General features: G+C 66.1%; 17 protein-coding genes. 10 read left to right on the top strand and 7 right to left on the bottom strand.

Annotation, left to right across the window (positions count from 1 at the left end; genetic code table 11):
- The first annotated feature begins 12 nt into the window (after positions 1–12).
- From FE263_RS18615 to FE263_RS18645, 7 genes are all read left to right on the top strand, one after another.
- Positions 13–1,290, top strand: coding sequence for a TrbI/VirB10 family protein (locus FE263_RS18615; protein WP_171034214.1), 1,278 nt, complete (start codon positions 13–15; stop codon positions 1,288–1,290).
- Between the two features lie 250 nt (positions 1,291–1,540).
- Complete coding sequence (locus FE263_RS18620) at positions 1,541–3,148, top strand: type IV secretory system conjugative DNA transfer family protein (protein WP_171034215.1); 1,608 nt, start codon at positions 1,541–1,543, stop codon at positions 3,146–3,148.
- Positions 3,149–3,319: 171 nt separating this feature from the next.
- Positions 3,320–3,868, top strand: a complete 549-nt coding sequence (traF, locus tag FE263_RS18625; RefSeq protein WP_171034216.1) for a conjugative transfer signal peptidase TraF — start codon at positions 3,320–3,322, stop codon at positions 3,866–3,868.
- A 92-nt stretch (positions 3,869–3,960) separates the two neighbouring features.
- Positions 3,961–4,521 carry a lytic transglycosylase domain-containing protein gene (locus FE263_RS18630; RefSeq protein WP_240759936.1) on the top strand — a complete coding sequence of 187 codons (561 nt, stop codon included), beginning with the start codon at positions 3,961–3,963 and terminating at the stop codon, positions 4,519–4,521.
- Between the two features lie 164 nt (positions 4,522–4,685).
- On the top strand, positions 4,686–5,360 hold the full coding sequence (locus tag FE263_RS18635; RefSeq protein WP_138327543.1) for a hypothetical protein: 675 nt from the start codon (positions 4,686–4,688) through the stop codon (positions 5,358–5,360).
- A 59-nt stretch (positions 5,361–5,419) separates the two neighbouring features.
- Positions 5,420–5,890: a MucR family transcriptional regulator gene (locus tag FE263_RS18640; RefSeq protein WP_138327544.1), complete on the top strand. Its 471-nt coding sequence runs from the start codon at positions 5,420–5,422 to the stop codon at positions 5,888–5,890.
- Positions 5,891–6,303: 413 nt separating this feature from the next.
- Entirely contained in the window at positions 6,304–6,621 is a 318-nt protein-coding gene (locus tag FE263_RS18645) for a DUF2867 domain-containing protein (protein WP_138327545.1), read from the top strand.
- Between the two features lie 652 nt (positions 6,622–7,273).
- Here FE263_RS18645 and FE263_RS18650 read toward each other — a convergent pair.
- From FE263_RS18650 to FE263_RS18680, 7 genes are read right to left on the bottom strand one after another with little or no spacing between them, the layout of a single operon-like run.
- Positions 7,274–7,954, bottom strand: coding sequence for an HAD family hydrolase (locus tag FE263_RS18650; RefSeq protein ID WP_138327546.1), 681 nt, complete (start codon positions 7,952–7,954; stop codon positions 7,274–7,276).
- Positions 7,951–8,868, bottom strand: a complete 918-nt coding sequence (locus FE263_RS18655) for an SIS domain-containing protein (protein ID WP_205880444.1) — start codon at positions 8,866–8,868, stop codon at positions 7,951–7,953. The genes FE263_RS18650 and FE263_RS18655 overlap by 4 nt, the downstream gene beginning before the upstream one ends.
- A 13-nt stretch (positions 8,869–8,881) precedes the next feature.
- Complete coding sequence (locus tag FE263_RS18660; protein WP_138327548.1) at positions 8,882–9,775, bottom strand: MBL fold metallo-hydrolase; 894 nt, start codon at positions 9,773–9,775, stop codon at positions 8,882–8,884.
- On the bottom strand, positions 9,775–10,746 hold the full coding sequence (locus FE263_RS18665; RefSeq protein ID WP_138327549.1) for a phosphoglycerate dehydrogenase: 972 nt from the start codon (positions 10,744–10,746) through the stop codon (positions 9,775–9,777). The genes FE263_RS18660 and FE263_RS18665 overlap by 1 nt, the downstream gene beginning before the upstream one ends.
- Positions 10,743–11,735, bottom strand: coding sequence for a shikimate dehydrogenase family protein (locus tag FE263_RS18670; RefSeq protein WP_138327550.1), 993 nt, complete (start codon positions 11,733–11,735; stop codon positions 10,743–10,745). Before FE263_RS18670 ends, FE263_RS18665 begins: the two co-directional genes overlap by 4 nt.
- Before the next feature lie 3 nt (positions 11,736–11,738).
- Positions 11,739–12,395 carry a bifunctional 4-hydroxy-2-oxoglutarate aldolase/2-dehydro-3-deoxy-phosphogluconate aldolase gene (gene eda, locus FE263_RS18675; protein ID WP_138327551.1) on the bottom strand — a complete coding sequence of 219 codons (657 nt, stop codon included), beginning with the start codon at positions 12,393–12,395 and terminating at the stop codon, positions 11,739–11,741.
- Positions 12,395–12,952 (bottom strand): glucose-6-phosphate isomerase, encoded by a 558-nt coding sequence (locus FE263_RS18680; protein ID WP_205880445.1) that lies wholly within the window; start codon positions 12,950–12,952, stop codon positions 12,395–12,397. Before FE263_RS18680 ends, eda begins: the two co-directional genes overlap by 1 nt.
- 259 nt (positions 12,953–13,211) lie before the next feature.
- Here FE263_RS18680 and FE263_RS18685 point away from each other — a divergent pair, with 259 nt between their 5' ends.
- From FE263_RS18685 to FE263_RS18695, 3 genes are read left to right on the top strand one after another with little or no spacing between them, the layout of a single operon-like run.
- On the top strand, positions 13,212–14,183 hold the full coding sequence (locus FE263_RS18685; RefSeq protein ID WP_138327553.1) for a substrate-binding domain-containing protein: 972 nt from the start codon (positions 13,212–13,214) through the stop codon (positions 14,181–14,183).
- 47 nt (positions 14,184–14,230) lie between these two features.
- A complete protein-coding gene (locus FE263_RS18690; protein WP_240759911.1) occupies positions 14,231–15,778 on the top strand; it encodes a sugar ABC transporter ATP-binding protein in 1,548 nt (515 codons plus the stop codon).
- Positions 15,779–16,774, top strand: coding sequence for an ABC transporter permease (locus FE263_RS18695; protein ID WP_138327554.1), 996 nt, complete (start codon positions 15,779–15,781; stop codon positions 16,772–16,774).
- Positions 16,775–16,776: the final 2 nt, after the last annotated feature.

Below are 16,776 nucleotides of genomic sequence, written 5' to 3' on the forward strand. Positions count from 1 at the left end.
CTCCCGCCTGGGGTGCTCTTGCCGCGAAGGCGGATCAAGCGGTTCAACCGTCTTCCGGCGGCGGCGGCCGGCGGTCTGCTGATCATCGTCGTGTGCGGGCTCTGCTACATCTTCGTGCTGACCCAGGGGTCGATGCGGCAGAAGGCGCAGCGTGAGGTTCAGGAAGGCCACACGGCCGACCTCGCCGACATCCTCGCCAAGGCGCCGGCTGGCGCGGTCATTCCTCCCGTCAGTGGTCAGGCCGCTCCGGCAGGCGATGTCGGCGTCACACCGCTGGCGCCACCGCCGCTGCAGAGACTGCCGGAACCCGGCATGACCCACACCGAGATCGAGGGGCGCAGGCAGCTCTGGACCAGCTACTACCAAGCGTTGAACAGCGCCCGGCAGCGGCAGCTGGACGCCAGCTACGAGGCCCTGGCGGCCGACACCGGCAGCGGTAGCGCGACACGGGCAGCGTCCGCGCCCCAGGGCACACAGCAGAGCCTCGGCGGTGATCCGCTGCCGCAGGATCGTGACGGCAGCTTTGACGCGTTGGGCAACAGCCTTCCGTCTCTGGCGGCCAGGCAAGCGACTGGCGGCAGTGCCAGGCAAACCGGCTTCTTCGACCAGACCGGAGCGACACCGGCCTCCGACTACCTGCGCGCCACCATGACCGAACCGCTCTCACCCTACGAGATCAAGGCGGTCGACATCATCGAGGCACGGATGGTCAGCGGCCTGACCAGCGACAGCCACGGTGTCGTCCGCGCCCTGGTGTCGAAGAACGTCTACGACCACGCAACCGGGCTGCACATCCTCATCCCGCAGGGGTCTCAGCTCGAGGGGGTCTACAATACCGGCGTGAGCTACGGCCAGAAGCGGGTCGAGGTGGCCTGGCAGCGGGTGATCTATCCCGCGCCCTGCGACCAGAGCCTTGATCTCGGGCAGATGCCAGGATCCGACCAGAGCGGCTACTCCGGCTTCCACGACATCACCGACAACCACACCCAGCAGATCTTCCTGAACGCGCTGCTGCTGTCGGCCTTTGCCGCGGCCTCCCAGGTCTCCCAGGGCAGCAACTACTCGGCCTTCGGTGGCTACAACTCGGGCCAGGTCGCAGCCGGCGCGGTGGGCCAGCAGCTCTCCACGCTGGGTGAGGAGTTCGCCCGCCGCGGGCTCGATGTCCCGCCGACGGAGAAGGTCCGCAACGGTTACCCGTTCACCATCATGGTGACGCGGGACATCGCCTTCACGCAGCCCTGGACTGCCGGCGCCTGCGGCAGGCAGGAGGTCTCCGTTGCCCAGCGCTAGCCCGATCGGCCTTGCAACGGGCCGAGACGGCCTGATCAGGCCAGGTGCCGCGCGACGGGCGGCTCTGGTTCTGGGCATTGGGCTCGGCGGCGGTCTGCTTGCCAGCGCGGCGGCAACGCAGTTCGTCGCCTGGCGCCTGAGCTTCCATCCCGTCCTGGGCCCGCCGCTGCTCGGCGACCTCTACCCGCCATGGTCCTGGTGGGGCTGGATGCAGGCACCCTGGGCAGCCCGGGTGCCCCAGACCTTTACCATGGTCAAGCTGGGCGGTCTGTCGCTGCTGACCCTGGTCGGGCTTGGTGGTCTTGCCATTGCTGCACGCACGCAGAAGCCGAAGCACCGCGACGACGTGCATGGCACCGCACGCTTTGCCACCGACGAGAGCGAGGCGCGTGAGAGCGGGCTGCTGCCGCCGAAGGACAGCGACTTCTGGCCAGGCGTCTATGTCGGCGCCTGGCGGCGCCGGAATGGGGCTCTAGCCTACCTTCGCCATCCTGGTCCGGAGCATGTGCTCTGCCTTGGGCCCCTGCGTAGCGGCAAAGGTGTTGCCGGCGTGATGCCGACCCTGCTGAGCTGGCCGTACAGCGCCATCGTCTATGACGAGAAGGGAGAGCTGCACGAGTTCACCTCGGGCTGGCGGGGCAATGGCGGCGGCAACCGCGTGCTACGCTGGGAGCCGGGCGGTGGCGACGACACCATCGCCTGGAACCCGCTTGGCGAGATACGGCTCGGCACCGACTTCGAATACCGGGATGCGTCGCAGATCGCCGAAAGCATTGCGGATCCGGACGGCGAGGGCCTCGAGGGGCACTTTGACCCGAACGCCGCAGCCTTGATCGTGGGCGTTATTCTGTATGTTGGACATCGCGCGCGCGGGCCCGGCCAGGTGGCGACCTTGGCCGATGTTGCCCTCGCTCTCGGCGACCCTGCGCTGCCACCCGACCAGCTCTACAGAGCGATGGTCGACAACTGCTACGGGCGGCACCAGGCCAGCAATCGCCAGATCGCGGTTGAGGGGCAGAAGCAGCTCAACCGCGAGCCACGCGAGCGGACGGCAATCCACTCGACGGCGGTTCGGATGATGCGGCTGCTGAACGACCCCATCGTCGCCCGCAACACGGCGCATAGTGATTTTCGGCTGCTCGATCTGATGAACAGCGAGCGGCCCATCACGCTCTACGTCGTGACCAGGGCCGCCGACAAGCTGACGCTCAGGCCGCTCGTTCGGCTGTTCCTGAGCATGGCAATGAACGCACTCACCAGTGTCGACATGAAAAAGGATACCGACGGCAACCCGGTTGCCCCGCACCGGCATCGCATGCTGATGCTGATCGACGAATTTGCCTCGCTGGGCGCCATGCCAACTTTCCAGGACGCGATGAGCAAGTGCGCCGGCTATGGCATCAAGTGCTACCTGCTGGCGCAGGACCGCGAGCAGATCATCGACGCCTACGGCCCCCACGAGAGCATCACGTCGCACTGCCACGTCAAAAGCCTGTACGCGCCGACCAATCTGAACACGCAGAAATGGATTTCCGACCTGCTGGGCCCGTCGACCATCGAGGTGGAAGCTATCACCGAAAGCGGCGCACGTGGCAGCCCGATGCGCAACGTCAGCCGGACCTTCCATGCCGTTAACCGACCCCTGCTCACGTCGGAGGAAGTCGGACGGCTGAAGGCGCCGACGAAGAAGGGTGACCAGATTGTCGAGGGTGGCCAGGTGCTGGTTCTGGTCGCAGGCCGCCACCCCATTCTGGCCGAGCAGGCGCTGTACTTCCGGGATCCGGTCTTTCAGGCTCGCGCGCGGCTCGATGCGGTGCTGATGCCCAGATCTACCAGCTCCAGAACCGGTTTCGCTTGATCTGGCGACCTCAGCTAGTAAGGCTCAGTAGATTGAGAGAAACTATTGACGCCAGCGCCCAAGCCGCCAGGTTCAGAGGCGACCACTGCCGCCGCCTGTGTCTGAAGAGACATGAATCAGGCCGGCCGCCGCCCGGCTCCTTGCTCTTCGCAGAGCGCGGAGCCTGAGCAGATGATCGGCCGTCTCCTCGGCTACGGTGTTTGTCTCAGCCTTTTTGGGTTGGTGACGGCAGCACAGGGTTGGGCCTGGCATGCCAATGCCACCTACCGCCTGAACATGACACCCAGCATGCCGGTCGGCCTTTGGGCGGTGAGCCGACGGCCACCCGCCCAGCTTACGCGCGGATCCATCGTCGCGATCTGCTTGCCGATGTCGATTGGTATCCCGGCGCGCGAACGCGGCTACGTCACCGGCGGCGAGTGCCCAGGTCAGACAATGCCGATGCTCAAGACCATCGCGGCGGTTCCTGGCGATATCGTCGCGATCTCCACGCGCGGCTTGAGCGTGAACGGTGTTCTGCTTGCGCACAGTCAAGCTCTTGGTCGGGACAGCAAAGGCCGCCCGCTGACCGGTATGGCGATCGGGACCTATTCTGTAAGGCAGTCGGTATTCTGGCTCTATGCCGGACATGATCCGCGGTCGTTCGATAGTCGCTACTACGGCGGCCTTCCCGGAAAGAATGTCATAGGCTACGCATGGCCGCTCCTTGTGCTGCAGTAGATGGCCAAGCATCATCCCGGCTCCGTCATGGACGTCATCAACGTCGCGGCAACTCGATTAGCGGCTGGAAGACCTCGGGAGAAAAGAGTTTGATGCTAGAGAACTGCGCGCCGTATGTCGCCATGCCGACGTTGGTTGCTATCATTCACGTCGAATCAGCTGGTAACCCGTTTGCTCTGCATGTCAACGGGATCGAGCGACAACCAGCACCCATCCGCAACCGCGATGAGGCCGTGGCAGAGGCTCGCTACTACATCACGCGCGGATATAGCGTCGATCTCGGCCTCATGCAGGTCAACAGTCGGAATTTGGTCGCCTTCGGGGTGACGATAACGCAGATGCTCGATCCCTACGCCTGTACGAATGTCCGTATCGGTGCCACCATCCTGGTAGCTGATTATACTCGTGCTACCATGGTGTATGGCCCTGGGCAGCGGGCGCTCCGAGCTGCTTTGTCGGCTTACAACACAGGCAGCTTCTACCGCGGCGCACGATACGTGGCCCGATATACGGGCTCGACCCGACAGACCAAACCCCATCCGCCTGTCGTGTTCATGGCGACATCACCGATTGCGTCATCGATCCTCCCCGTGGACTCATTTACAGCCGATACTGAGCTGCCTCCGACAGAGTGGGACGCGGCGGCAAACTAGACGCAGGCTCATGTGGCGGGGCACTACGATCTCGCCGACGTCTCCGTTCTGGAAGGTGGTTCGGTCTAGCTCGCTCGCCCTAGCGATTCCGCCTCGAAGGCGAGGCGGCGGGCACGAGTTCCTGCTAGAAGCACGCGAGAGCCCCGGTCACGGAGTGGTCGCTGTTGAGCCCGCCTGATGAACACCTGCCCCCGGGGCCGCCTGCCCTGCCCGCCCGACGGCCGCCTTGGGAGATCCACCCTGCTCTGACTGAGGACCGGCTTCGCGCCTGTGCGCTGCTGCTCGCCCATGCCCGACGGGACGCCGTCAGGCTGGCCGCCTACGACATGGGCGACGACAGCTGGTCGGTCGGGTGCCGCGCCTATGCCTTCGGGCGGCAGCGGCTTCGGCGTGCCGCTGAGCGCGGCACCTACAACTGGCTCACCGTGCTGGACGAGAGCCACCACTTTGTCTTCCTGATTGAGGACGTTCCGGTGCGGTTCTACCGGGGCTCGGCGGATGAGCCGACCACCCGCACTCTCCGTCGCCAGGCCGTCGAGGCTCAGCAGCTGACCCTGGCCCTTGGTGAAGAGCAGGCCGAGGGCTTGGTCTTTCGCTTCGCCCTGGAGGCGTCGGCTGCGGCCGGCGTCGAGCGGGTCGTGTTCCTGGCATTGCGCGGCGAGGAGGGGCAGGTGGAGTGCTTCTGGCCACTGGCACTTGAAGCCCCCTCGACCGACCACCCCCACCGGGAAATGACTCAATTGCGTCTGCTAGACGACGACGTCCAGGCCCCGACCCTCTCGCGGGCGCCACGAAGGAGTTCTCGTCCGTCACATGGCCGGGTGGCGGCCATCGACTAACTCAAGAAGACGAGATAGAGCAATTTGGAGGAAGTAATTGGTTAGCTAGAGACACGACGATGAGTAATCAACCCTCTACCCCGCTGGGCCTCGTGGCATTGATTGTGAGTGCCTACGTCCGCAACAACAAGGTGGAGACGCAGGCTCTACCCGGTTTGATCCAAGAGATCTGTCAGACCATGACCTATTTGCACATGAACCCTGGAGCTGGAGAGAGTTCAGTGGAAAGTGCAAAACAGATGCCGGCAGTTCCTCCAAAGAAGAGCGTGTTCGCGGACTACATCATCTGCCTCGAAGATGGCAAAAAGCTCAAGATGCTCAAGCGGCATCTGAACTCAGCCTATGGTCTGACGCCGGACGCCTATCGTCAGAAATGGGGTCTTCCAGACACGTATCCCATGGTCGCACCCAACTACGCCGAGCGGCGGAGTACACTGGCCAGAGCAATCGGGCTGGGTCGGAAAGCCATAGCGGCCGGAAACGAGGGCGAGCCGGTTGCTACACGCCGGCGGCGGATTGCGGCGGAGTAGCACATGTAGGGTTGAGCGGAACCCCGCTACCAGAGCCAGTCGGCGAGCCTTCTCCAAGTTTTTCTGAAACGGCGACCCGCGTGCAGGGTGATTAACGGTAAAACTGCGGCCGTTGGGAAGCCCGCTAATCGGTCTGGAGCCTAGCGCACGCTTCCCGATCCCCTGGGCTCAGGAAGCAGCATGCCTCCGCCCATCTGCTCCGGCAGCAGACGGTGGCCTACCCGCCAGATCACCTAGTGGGTGGTCAAGCAGGGCTTCGCGCTTCAATCAACGGTGTTGAAGCGGCCGGCGGGCGGATTTAATCTTTGAATGCGACGTTCGGGAGACTGCTCTCTGTGAGGCAGTAAAGCAGCGAAGATCGCCTACCAGGCTGTCGGGGTGGGAAGCCCTGCAAATTGTGAGGAGGCTCCTCAATGGGTCTTCGAGACCCACTTCGGCGAGTTCTGCGATCTAAACGCCGTCTACCGTCCGGTGACAACGGAGACTTCCCCATTCTCGGGAGGTTGAGGGAAGAGTTGATCTTGGGAGAGGACGACCGGCACCTCGACTTCCGGGCGTCCGTCTTGTTGCGTCTGAGCCCCGATGGCGAAAGCCGCGATCTGGTGCTCACGACAGCTGTTCACTGCCATAACGTCCTGAGCCGCACCTACCTCATAGCAATCGTTCCGTTTCGTCGCCTGATCGTTCGCAGCAACTCGGCGCGGCTCGCTGCCGGGTATAGGCGGGCGTAAGACATTGCGGCGACGACCGTACGGGTAAAAAGCCCTGCCACCAGTGACAGTAGCGGGAGAAGTCTTTATATCTGCTACGTAGTCTTTGCGACGGCTCCGGAACGTTTCACAGCCATGCTTCGCGAGAGTTGTGGTGCGGCACGCGTCAGCTTGAACCGTCTGGGCGGCAGGCTACGCCGAGGCGTTAGCCGCCTGTCGGAAGGCTCTCACTTCCGGCTACAGTGAATGCAAATCCCCCTAAATCGATCCAAGCATTTGGCCAACTGCGGCTTCGGGTGCCGCCAGAGCTCGGGGGTTCTGCCCGCGCTTGGGCACAGTCCATCTTTGGGTAAACAGCGTGCCGGCAGAGCAACACGTGTGACAAGATGATGGCTTGGAGCCGGCTCAATAAACTACCTGCGCTGTGGCGCGGCGGCAGTAACGGAACCGATTTCGATTCTAAGTGCAATGGCGGGGCAAGTTTGATGACCACGTCGGTGGAAAACCGGTCCGGCTAAGCCTCATCTCATCGGGGAAATGGCTTTAGGCTGACATGTCAAGGTATGGCGCCGCACGGTAAAACTCTGGCCACTCGCGCTCAGATTGATCACCATCTAGCGGTTGACGGACTGAAGACAGGTGATGTCGTCTGCCAAGTGGAGGAGGAGCGCTCTCAGTGGAACGAGGGCCCGCAGAGTTCGTCCACGATGTCGCCGAGGCTAGCCCGTATCCCCACGGTCAGGCACCGCATCTCGTCGGTCGCGGGAAGCAGGTTCGGGATCATGACGGTCATCATGCCCGCTGCGGACGCCGCCCGGACGCCGTTATGGCTATCCTCCAGGGCGAGGCAGTCGGTTGCTGAGACATGCAGGGTTGCCGCGGCCCGCAGGAAGGTCTCAGGGTGCGGCTTGCCCTGCGCGACATCGCTCCGGGTCACCACCGCATCGAACCTGTGCAGGATGCCAGCCTCGCGCAGATGCCGGTCTGCCAGGCCGCGTTCGGTCGAGGTCGCAATGGCGCGCGGCAAGGCGAGTTCGTCGAGAAGGTCCAGCAGAGCGGTCACGCCAGGCCGCAACGGGATGCCCTGTGCACAGAGGCGGCCAAAATGCACCTCGAATTGGCGATGGTATGCAACGAGGTCGAGATCCCGACCGAACGCCGCCTGCAGGCGGATCTCGGTGGCCTCTCGCGGCATGCCGATCAGGGTGCCGTGGATCGCATCGTCCATCACATGGCCCAGATCCCGCGACGCCGCCTTGTGGGCATCGCGATAGAGCTCCTCGGTGTCGAGCAGGAGACCGTCCATGTCGAACACCACCGCGCGCGGCATCCGCGGCAACAAGGTCCCGCTCATTCCTCGTCCCACATGGTATTGCGCGACCGCATCGAGCTCAACCTCTTCTTCATGGTGGCGAGCCGTTGCTGGTGATCGCTCCCGCGTCGCATTGCCACCCCGACCGACAGGATGTCGATGACCACCAGCGCTGCAAGCCTCGAAATCGTCGGTGTGTAGATGTCGGTGTTCTCGAGCGTCTCGACCACCAGCAGCAGGTCGCACAGCCGGCTCATCCTGCGACCGGCGCGCCCCGAGATCCCGAGGATCGTCGCCCCGCCTTCCCGAGCCGCACGCATGACATCGAGCAGCGCCGTCGTTTCCCCGGTGTTGGAGATCGCAACCGCCACGTCGCCGGCCCGCATCATCGAGGCGGCGATGAACTGCTGGTGGCTGTCGGAGTGCACGTTGCAAGGCACGCCGAACAGCGGGAATTTCTGCTGTGCATCGGCAGCCACGATCCAAGAGGCTCCGAAGCCGAAGAACTCGATGCGCCGCGCTGTCGCGAGCAGGTCGATCGCCTGCGCCACCGCCTCGTGGTCGAGCTGGCTGCGCGCCCAGTCGAGGCTGGTCATGGTGTAGTCGAACACCTTGTCGGTCAGTTTCTGCGGTGTGTCGGTGGCATCCAGCACCGACTGCGTGGCCGGGACGCCGAGCGCCACGCTATGCGCCAGCTTGATCTTGAAATCCTGGAAGCCCTCGAATCCGAGGGCGGCGCAGAAGCGCATCACCGTGGGTTCGCTGACCCCGGCGTTGCGGGCGGTCTCGGCCACCGTTGCCACCAGCGCCGCCTGCGGATCGGACAGGATATGTTCGGCGACCCGCCGGTCCGATTTCCTGAGTTCGGGCAGCCGCACCAGGATCAGCTCCAGGACATTGCGTCCGGACGTCGCCGTCCGCTCGACGGCCGCCGTATTCCTGTCCTCCGCGTCCACGATCCTGCTCCCGCTATGCCGTAGGCACTTCGCCGGCCGGTCCCTTGCAAAGCAGGAAGACATGTCGCGGGTCGGGCCGCAGAAGTCCAGGCCGCAGCCCGGCTGCCGCCTGACGTGCCGCGACCGCATCGATGTCGCCGGGGTCTACCGTGTTGAAGGCGAACAGTCCGAAATGATGCGGGATCAGCGTGCCGATACCGGCTTCCCCGCACAGGGCGACCGCTTCCTCCAGGGTGAAGTTGCCGGGAACCCCGGCCGCGGCACGCTCGCTGTCGCGGCCGTTGACGGGCAGCAGCGCGACCTCCGGACCGAGGCCGCGGACCGCGTCCGCAAGGCCGGGAAACGGGATGCAGTCGCCGCTGTGGTAGAGCCGCCGGCCTCCGGCCTCAATGCCGAAGCCGAGGAAATGATGACGCCCGAGCGCGTCCTGCCGGTGCTGTTCATGCGCCGCTGGCACCGGATGCAGCGCGAGATCTACGCCGGCGAGCGGTCGGAGTGCCTCCCCGGCCACCGCCAGCACCAGGCGCGCGGCAGGCAGCCCGAGCGCGTTGGCATGGTCCAGCTCCGGCGCCGGGATGACGAAAAAGGCCTTCGGATGCCGATCCGCCAGCACCTGGATGGTGTTGGGATCCATATGGTCGCCGTGGCGGTGGGTGCAGATGACGAGGTCGACGCGTGGGAACGCGTCGGGCTGTATCGGCGCCGGCATCATCCGCTCGTGCGGGAAGCGTGTGCCGCGATATTTTCTGGCGAGGGAGTCCGAGAGATACGGGTCGATGAGAACGACCGCATCGTCGATGCGCAGTGCGAAGCCTGCCTGGCCAAGCCAAGCCAACGCGACGCCAGCGGTGGCTTCGGCGAGCCAGGCGGCTAGGCTGCCCGGCAGCGTCTTGCGGATGATCCTCATCAGGCGCCCCCAGCCTCCTTGCCCCCGGCCTCCTCGTGCACGATCTCCTCTCGCAATGCCTGGCGCAGGTTTGCGACCGCCGCGACCGTGGCGCGACGCACGCTCTCGGACGTCAGGCCGCCGATGTGCGGGGTTGCGATCACCCGCGGATGGGCAAGCAGAGCGGACGGCGCCGGCGGCTCTGCCACGAAGACGTCTGTCGAGTAGAAGCCGATCCTGCCGCTCTCGAGAGCGGCCAGCATCGCCGCATCGTCCACGAGGGCAGCGCGCGCCGTGTTCACCACGACGCAGCCTTGGCGTATCCGCCGGATTGCGGCCTCGCCGAGAATCGCAGAGCCGTCCGCCGGCATCGGGCAGTGCAACGACAGCATCTCCGCTTCGGCCAGCACTTCGTCGAAGGAGGCCCAGGCGAAATCACCGGACGGGCTGAAGCCAGGGTCCGGGTAGGGGTCGTAGACGCGGACCCGCGCATCCAGCGCCAGGGCGAAGCGGGCGACCAGCCGGCCGACCGCGCCGCAGCCGATCAGGCCAAGCGTGCGCCCCTCGATCTCGAGCCCTGTGCGCCGCTCCCAGACCCCGCCCTTCAAGGCCGTGCTCTGCTCCGGAATATGACGCAGCGACGCCAGCACCAGCCCGAAGGCGAGCTCCGCGACCCCGCGCGCATTGGCACCCTCCGCGCGCAGCACCTTGATGCCCAGCCGCCGTGCCGCGTCGACCGGCAGGTTGTCCGAGCCGGTGCCGTTGCGGCTGATCGCACGCAGGCTTGGGGCACCTTCCAGGACCCGGGCGCTGACCGGCTCCACGCCTGCGAGCCAGCCGACGCAGCCGGGCAGCAGCGCCATCAACGCGGCCTCGTCGGGCGTTTCGCCGGGCCGGCTGAACACCAGCTCGTAGCCGTCCTCCTCCAGCGCCCGCAGTGCCGGATCGGGAGACCGGGTGAGCGATCGCGGCGTGATCAGGATGCGGTTCACCGGACCGCTCCATTCCGGCGCGGCGCACCGCCGGCCAGCGTCGACAGCGCATCGAAACCCTCGCCGGACGACGGGATGTCGAGCGCGAATACTTCCGCGATGACCTGCGTCCAGCCATGCAGGAAGTAGTTCCAGCCATCGAACGTCGCGAGCCCGGACGAGGCTGCCTGCGCCTCCGCCTGCGCCAGGAAGACGAGGTCACCGCGGTAGTTGAGCTCCCAGACCAGGCAGCCGTCCGGGAAGCGGGCATCCGGGCCGAGTGGTGAACCCGGACGATCCTTGCCCAGGCCGGTCGCGTTCACCGTCAGCGAGCCACGCGGCAGCCCCTGCAGAATCCAGTCGTTCTGTGCGGTGGTCTTGGTGAGGACATACTCGACCGGCAGGTCGGACCCGACACTGGCGTGGAACCGCCGCAGACCCTGAAGGCGTGCTTCGTCGATGTCGGACACCACGATGCGGCGCGGCCGGTCCCTGCCGTGCCGGGGCTGCATCAGGTTCCAGCTGATCGCCGTCGTCGCACCGCCGGCGCCGATCAGGAACGCGTCCGCGCCCTGCCCATTCCCTCCCTGCTCATCCACGCCATGCCAGTGGCCCGGCGGCACGATCGCGTCGAGCGCGAGCCGGGCCGAGATCGGATCCTTGGCATGACCGATCAACCGTCCGTGGCGTTTCGACAGGCAACTCACCTCGTGCAGCGACGCGGCATGCGGATCGAGTTCGTCGAATAGGCCGGACGCCGCGTGCAGCAGGTCGATCTTGTGCGCGGTGACCAGCGCGCCCCTCGAGTGCGGATCGTTGCGCACGAACGAGACCACGTCCCGGTAGGCTTCGGGCGATGCATGCAGCGGCAGGTCGATGCCGTTGATGGCGCAGGCGCCGAGCCCGAGCGCCTCCGCCCAGCGCGAAAAGATCGTCATGATCGACGATTGCCGGGTCGTCACCCCGATGAAATGCAGGGTCGGCAGAGTAGCCGGAAGCAGCGGCTGCATCGTTCAGGATCCCCTGGCCTGCCGCGCCAGGCGGACGGCCTCTTCGGCGTTGCGACGGATCCCTGCCCAGTCGCCGTCGCGGATCATGTCCCGGCTGGCGATCCAGGTCCCGCCCACGGCGGCGACGGCGGGTTCGCCGAGCCAGTCTGCAAGATTGGCGATCGAGACACCACCGGTCGGAATGAAGCGCAGGTCGTGCAGGCGGAACGGAGCGGAGATCGAGCGCAGGAACGACAGCCCGCCGGCCGGCATCGCCGGGAAGAACTTGAAGGTGCTTATGCCGACTTCGAGACCGGCCTGGATTTCGGACGGCGTCATCGCACCCGGCACGTAGGCAAAGCCGGCATCGGCCGCCGCATCCAGCATCGGCCTGCTCAGGCCGGGAGCCAGCGCGAATTGTGCCCCGGCATCGATGGCCCGGCTCAGATCCGCAGGCGACAGGACGGTGCCTGCCCCGACCAGCATCGCAGGATGACGCTGCACGATCCGGGCGATGATCTCGGCTGCCGCATGTGTGCGGAACGTCACCTCGACGACACCGAGCCCCGCCTCCAGCAGCGCTTCCGCCAGCGCATCCGCGTCCGCCACGGCCTCGACTTCGACCACCGGGATCACGCCGGATGCCGTGGCGGCGCGCAGCGTTGCCTGGATGTCGGGCATCAGTCGGCTCCCGGGATCGCCGCGCGCGGGCGGTAGTTCGGGTTCGGCACCTGCTTCCAGCCGCCGGCGCCGTCCACCACGATCAGGTCGCGCATGCCGCCGGCACGGGCGATGATGTCGTAGTCCTGGCCGGCGTCGGCCGGGTAGCAGAACAGCGTGACGAGCGGCGTGTCGCCGACATTGACGCTGCGATGGATCCAGTGCGGGCCGACATACACCAGGCTGTTCGGCCTCATCTCCTCGGCGCGGGTGCTGCCGTCCGCAAGCTCCATCAGCATGACGCCGTGGCCGGACTGGCAGAGATATATTTCCGGGCGATCGCCGACGGCGTGGATATGGCCACGGGTGAAGATGAACTCATCGCCGATCTGCCCCGGATACAGCGTGCTGGTTCCGAAGATCAGGTCACCGGGCCGGTCGGAGGGACGGAATTCATCGACCTGGTAGGCGATCTCGTCGCCCTGCTCGCGCGCCGTCGCAACGAACGCCGCCTCGTCGAGAAACAGGCCGCCAAGGTCGCTGTAGCGCTTCTCGTAGCGCCGGGTCCGGCCGGTCATCTCGCCGGTCCTGGGGTCGATGAGCACGGAGGCAGGGAGAGGAGACAGCATGGGGAGCCCTTCTGTGACCGGTTCAGGCAACGCAGTTCGGTAGTCCTATTACTTAAAATGGGCTCCACGCAAGCTGTCTCGTTTCTTTTTGCAGTGCAATATCAACGATTCGACCTTGCAGCCCGTTCGACAGGATGTTGTATTACTCCCATATAAGGGGTGATGAGCTACGGAATGGTCCGGTGTAACCCCACGGAGAGGTAGATCCATGAAGACGATGCTCGCTGTCGCCGCCCTCGCTGGCGGGGTGGCGCTGGCCGCCGCACCGGCGCAGGCCCGGACGATCAAGATCGGCCTGTCCATGCTGACCCAGGACGCGCCCTATTATGCGGCGCTGCAGGCTGCGGTGCTCAAGGAGGCCAAGGCGCTCGGCGCGCAGGTCGTCACGGCGGATGCCAACGGCGACATGCTCAAGCAGATCTCCGGCGTCGAGGACATGCTGTCGCAGAACATCGATGTGCTGGTCATGGATCCCAAGGATGCCAAGGGGCTGGTCGGCGTCACCAGGGAAGCCGCCATCGCGCATGTCCCGGTCATCATCGTCGACAGTTCGATCGATCCGTCGGCGCCGGTGCTGACCACGATCCAGTCCAGCAACGCGGAGAACGGGCGCCTGATCGGCGACTGGCTGGTCAGCCACGTCAAGAACCAGGACCTGCACATCGCGCTGCTCAGCGGCGACCAGGGCAACGTCGTCGGCGAGGCCCGCCGCGACGGCGTCATGGAAGGCATCCTCGAGGCGCAACTGCGCCAGATCGGCCACGCCGGCTTCACTGTCGTCGGCCAGGGCTGGGGCGGCTGGACGCAGGAAGGCGGCGTCAAGGCGATGGAGGATCTGCTCACCGCGCATCCCGACATCAACGCCGTCCTGGCCGAGAACGACAGCATGGCGCTCGGCGCGATTCGCGCCATCCAGGACGCCGGCAAGGCCGACAAGAACATCCTCATCTTCGCCGCCGCCGACGGCCAGAAGGAGGCCGTGAAGCTGATCGAGGACGGCAAGTACGGCGCGACCGGCCTGAACGATCCTGCCGTGATCGGCAAGATGGCCGCCGACCTTGCGGTGAAGGCCGCGAACAAGGACGTCCCGGCCGGCTATCCCAAGATCACCTATACGCCCCCGGTCGCCATCACCAAGGCGAACGCGGCGCAGTACTACAAGCCCCACGCGCTGTTCTGACACCGGGTGCCAGCATGCCAGACGAGCAGCATCGCCCCGACCGCGGGATGACAGCGGCAGACGCCGCCCCGGCGCGCATGGACGTCGAGATGATCGGGATCTCGAAGCTGTTCGGCGGCGTGCGCGCGCTGGACGACGTGTCGTTCCGGGTCAGGGCGGGAGAGGTCCACGCCCTGCTCGGCGAGAACGGCGCCGGCAAGTCGACCTTGATGAAGATCCTGGCCGGCGCCCACCAGGCCACCGGTGGCGTCATCAGGATCGGCGGCGTGCAGATGGCGATCTCGTCGCCGCATGTCTCGCGCGCTCTCGGCATCGGCATCATCTACCAGGAGCTGGCGCTGGCCGCGGACCTGACCGTTGCCGAGAACATCTTCCTGGGCGAGATGTCCGGCCTGGTGAACCCGCGAACCCTGCGCGCGCGCGCAAGGCGGCTGCTCGACGAACTCGGTTTCGCGATCGATCCCGGGGCACTCGTCGGCAGCCTGCCGCTCGCCTTCCAGCAGGCGGTGGAGATCGCCAAGGCGATGTCGCGGCAGGTACGGATGCTGATCCTCGACGAGCCGACGGCGGTGCTGGCGCCGCCGGAAGTCGAGCGGCTGCTCGATGTGGTCAGGGGATTGTCGCGCCGCGGTGTCAGCGTAGTCTACATCTCGCACCGCCTCGACGAGATCTTCCGCATTGCCGACCAGATCACCGTGCTGAAGGACGGGCGTACCGTCGGCACCTACCCGATCGGCGACATGGACGAGCGGCGGCTGATCTCGTTGATGGTCGGCCGCGAGGCATCGCAGCTGTTTCCGAAGGTCGACCGCCGCAAGGGCGAGGAACTGCTTCGTGTCGAGAAGCTGTGCGCGGCCGGCTTCGTCAGGGACGTGTCCTTCTCCCTGCACGCCGGCGAGGTGCTCGGCATCGCCGGGCTGATCGGCAGCGGCCGCACCGAGGTCGCACGCGCGATCTTCGGCGCCGACCGTCCGGACAGCGGCACGATACAGGTCGCCGGCCGGCGCGTGACCATACGCACCCCGCGCCAGGGGGTCGCGGCAGGCATCGGTCTGGTGCCGGAAGACCGCAAGGGCCAGGGCCTGGTGCTGGCCCTGCCGATCCGGCAGAACATGACGTTCACCACGCTGGCGCGCTTCACCAACGCCCTCGGGATGCTGCGCCGGCGTGCCGAACGGAACGCCGCCGAGGATGTCGCGCGCCGTACGACAATCAGGGCGCGCAATCTCGACCTGCCGGTCAGCAGCCTGTCCGGCGGCAACCAGCAGAAGGTGGTGCTCGCGAAATGGCTCGATGCCGGCTGCCGGATCGTCATCCTGGATGAGCCGACGCGGGGCGTCGATGTCGGCGCGCGGTCCGAGATCTACCAGCTGATCGAGACCATGGCGGCCAGCGGCCTGGGCGTGATCGTCATCTCGTCGGACCTGCTCGAGGTCATCGGCGCGTCGGACCGCCTGCTGGTGATGAGCGGCGGCCGCATCGCCGGATCGCTGGAGCGCGCGGACTATTCAGAGGCGCGGATCATGGAGATGGCGCTGCGCAGCGCCGCCCATGTCGGCGCCAACCATTCCCAACCAGTCCTGACGGAGGCCTGAATGGCCGTGATCCAGACCGCCGATACGGTCCCCGGCGCCGGCCGGAGACGGGGCCTCGATGTTCGTTCCCTTGCCGCCAGCTACAGCACGATCGCGATCTTCGTGGTGCTGGTGCTGGTGGCCAGCTTCATCTCGACCAGCTTCCTGAGCAGCCGGAACATCGAGAACGTGCTGCGCCAGGTCGCCGGCACCGGCGTGATCTCGATGGGCATGCTGCTCGTCATCCTGACCGGCGGCATCGACCTCTCGGTAGGCTCGGTGGCAGCACTCGGCAGCATCACCTGCGCCTCGCTGCTGACCTCGATGTCGCTCTGGTCCGCGGTGCCGATCAGCCTGCTCGCCGGCGCGGCGCTCGGCACCATCTCGGGCTACTTCGTCGCGGTCCGCCGCATGCCCTCCTTCGTGGTCACCCTCGCCTGCATGACCATCGCGCGCGGCATCGCGCTGATCGTCTCGGAGGGTCGGCCGATCTTCATGGGCGACAACGGCGCCTGGCTCAACGACGGCTTCAACCGCGGCAGCATCCTCGGCATCCCGCTGCCGGTGGCGCTGATGCTGCTGGTCTTCGGTGTGACGGCGTTCGTGCTGCGGCTGACCGCCTATGGGCGGCTGATCGTGGCGATCGGCTCGAACGGCGAGGCGGTGCGCCTGTCCGGCGTCCGCGTCACGCCGCGGGTCTTCTCGGTCTATGTCATCTCCGGCGTGCTGTCGGCGCTGGCAGGCATCATCATCACGGCGCGCTCCGGCGTCGGCTCCCCGGTGGTCGGCATCGGCATGGAGCTGGATGTCATCGCGGCGGTGGTGATCGGTGGCGCCAGCCTGATGGGCGGACGCGGCACCGCGCTCAACACGTTGATCGGCGTGCTGACGCTCGGCGTGATCGGTAACATCATGAACCTGCTGAACGTGCCGGGCTATCACCAGGAGGTGGTCAAGGGCGTCATCATCCTGGTCGCGGTGCTGCTGCAATCCTCCGTCTGGCCGCGCCGCGCGTGACC

It is taken from the genome of Lichenicoccus roseus (assembly GCF_005844085.1).
Lineage (GTDB): Bacteria > Pseudomonadota > Alphaproteobacteria > Acetobacterales > Acetobacteraceae > Lichenicoccus > Lichenicoccus roseus.

What these genes read in the sequence shown, in the direction of transcription:
- traF (WP_171034216.1), top strand. Translation starts at nt 3,320, where the DNA reads ATGATCGGCCGTCTCCTCGGCTACGGTGTTTGTCTCAGCCTTTTTGGG.
- FE263_RS18695 (WP_138327554.1), top strand. Translation starts at nt 15,779, where the DNA reads ATGGCCGTGATCCAGACCGCCGATACGGTCCCCGGCGCCGGCCGGAGA.
- FE263_RS18660 (WP_138327548.1), bottom strand. Translation starts at nt 9,775, where the DNA reads ATGAGGATCATCCGCAAGACGCTGCCGGGCAGCCTAGCCGCCTGGCTC.
- FE263_RS18670 (WP_138327550.1), bottom strand. Translation starts at nt 11,735, where the DNA reads ATGCAGCCGCTGCTTCCGGCTACTCTGCCGACCCTGCATTTCATCGGG.
- eda (WP_138327551.1), bottom strand. Translation starts at nt 12,395, where the DNA reads ATGCCCGACATCCAGGCAACGCTGCGCGCCGCCACGGCATCCGGCGTG.
- FE263_RS18640 (WP_138327544.1), top strand. Translation starts at nt 5,420, where the DNA reads ATGAGTAATCAACCCTCTACCCCGCTGGGCCTCGTGGCATTGATTGTG.
- FE263_RS18620 (WP_171034215.1), top strand. Translation starts at nt 1,541, where the DNA reads ATGGTCAAGCTGGGCGGTCTGTCGCTGCTGACCCTGGTCGGGCTTGGT.
- FE263_RS18630 (WP_240759936.1), top strand. Translation starts at nt 3,961, where the DNA reads ATGCTAGAGAACTGCGCGCCGTATGTCGCCATGCCGACGTTGGTTGCT.
- FE263_RS18650 (WP_138327546.1), bottom strand. Translation starts at nt 7,954, where the DNA reads ATGAGCGGGACCTTGTTGCCGCGGATGCCGCGCGCGGTGGTGTTCGAC.
- FE263_RS18645 (WP_138327545.1), top strand. Translation starts at nt 6,304, where the DNA reads ATGGGTCTTCGAGACCCACTTCGGCGAGTTCTGCGATCTAAACGCCGT.
- FE263_RS18680 (WP_205880445.1), bottom strand. Translation starts at nt 12,952, where the DNA reads ATGACCGGCCGGACCCGGCGCTACGAGAAGCGCTACAGCGACCTTGGC.
- FE263_RS18685 (WP_138327553.1), top strand. Translation starts at nt 13,212, where the DNA reads ATGAAGACGATGCTCGCTGTCGCCGCCCTCGCTGGCGGGGTGGCGCTG.
- FE263_RS18690 (WP_240759911.1), top strand. Translation starts at nt 14,231, where the DNA reads ATGACAGCGGCAGACGCCGCCCCGGCGCGCATGGACGTCGAGATGATC.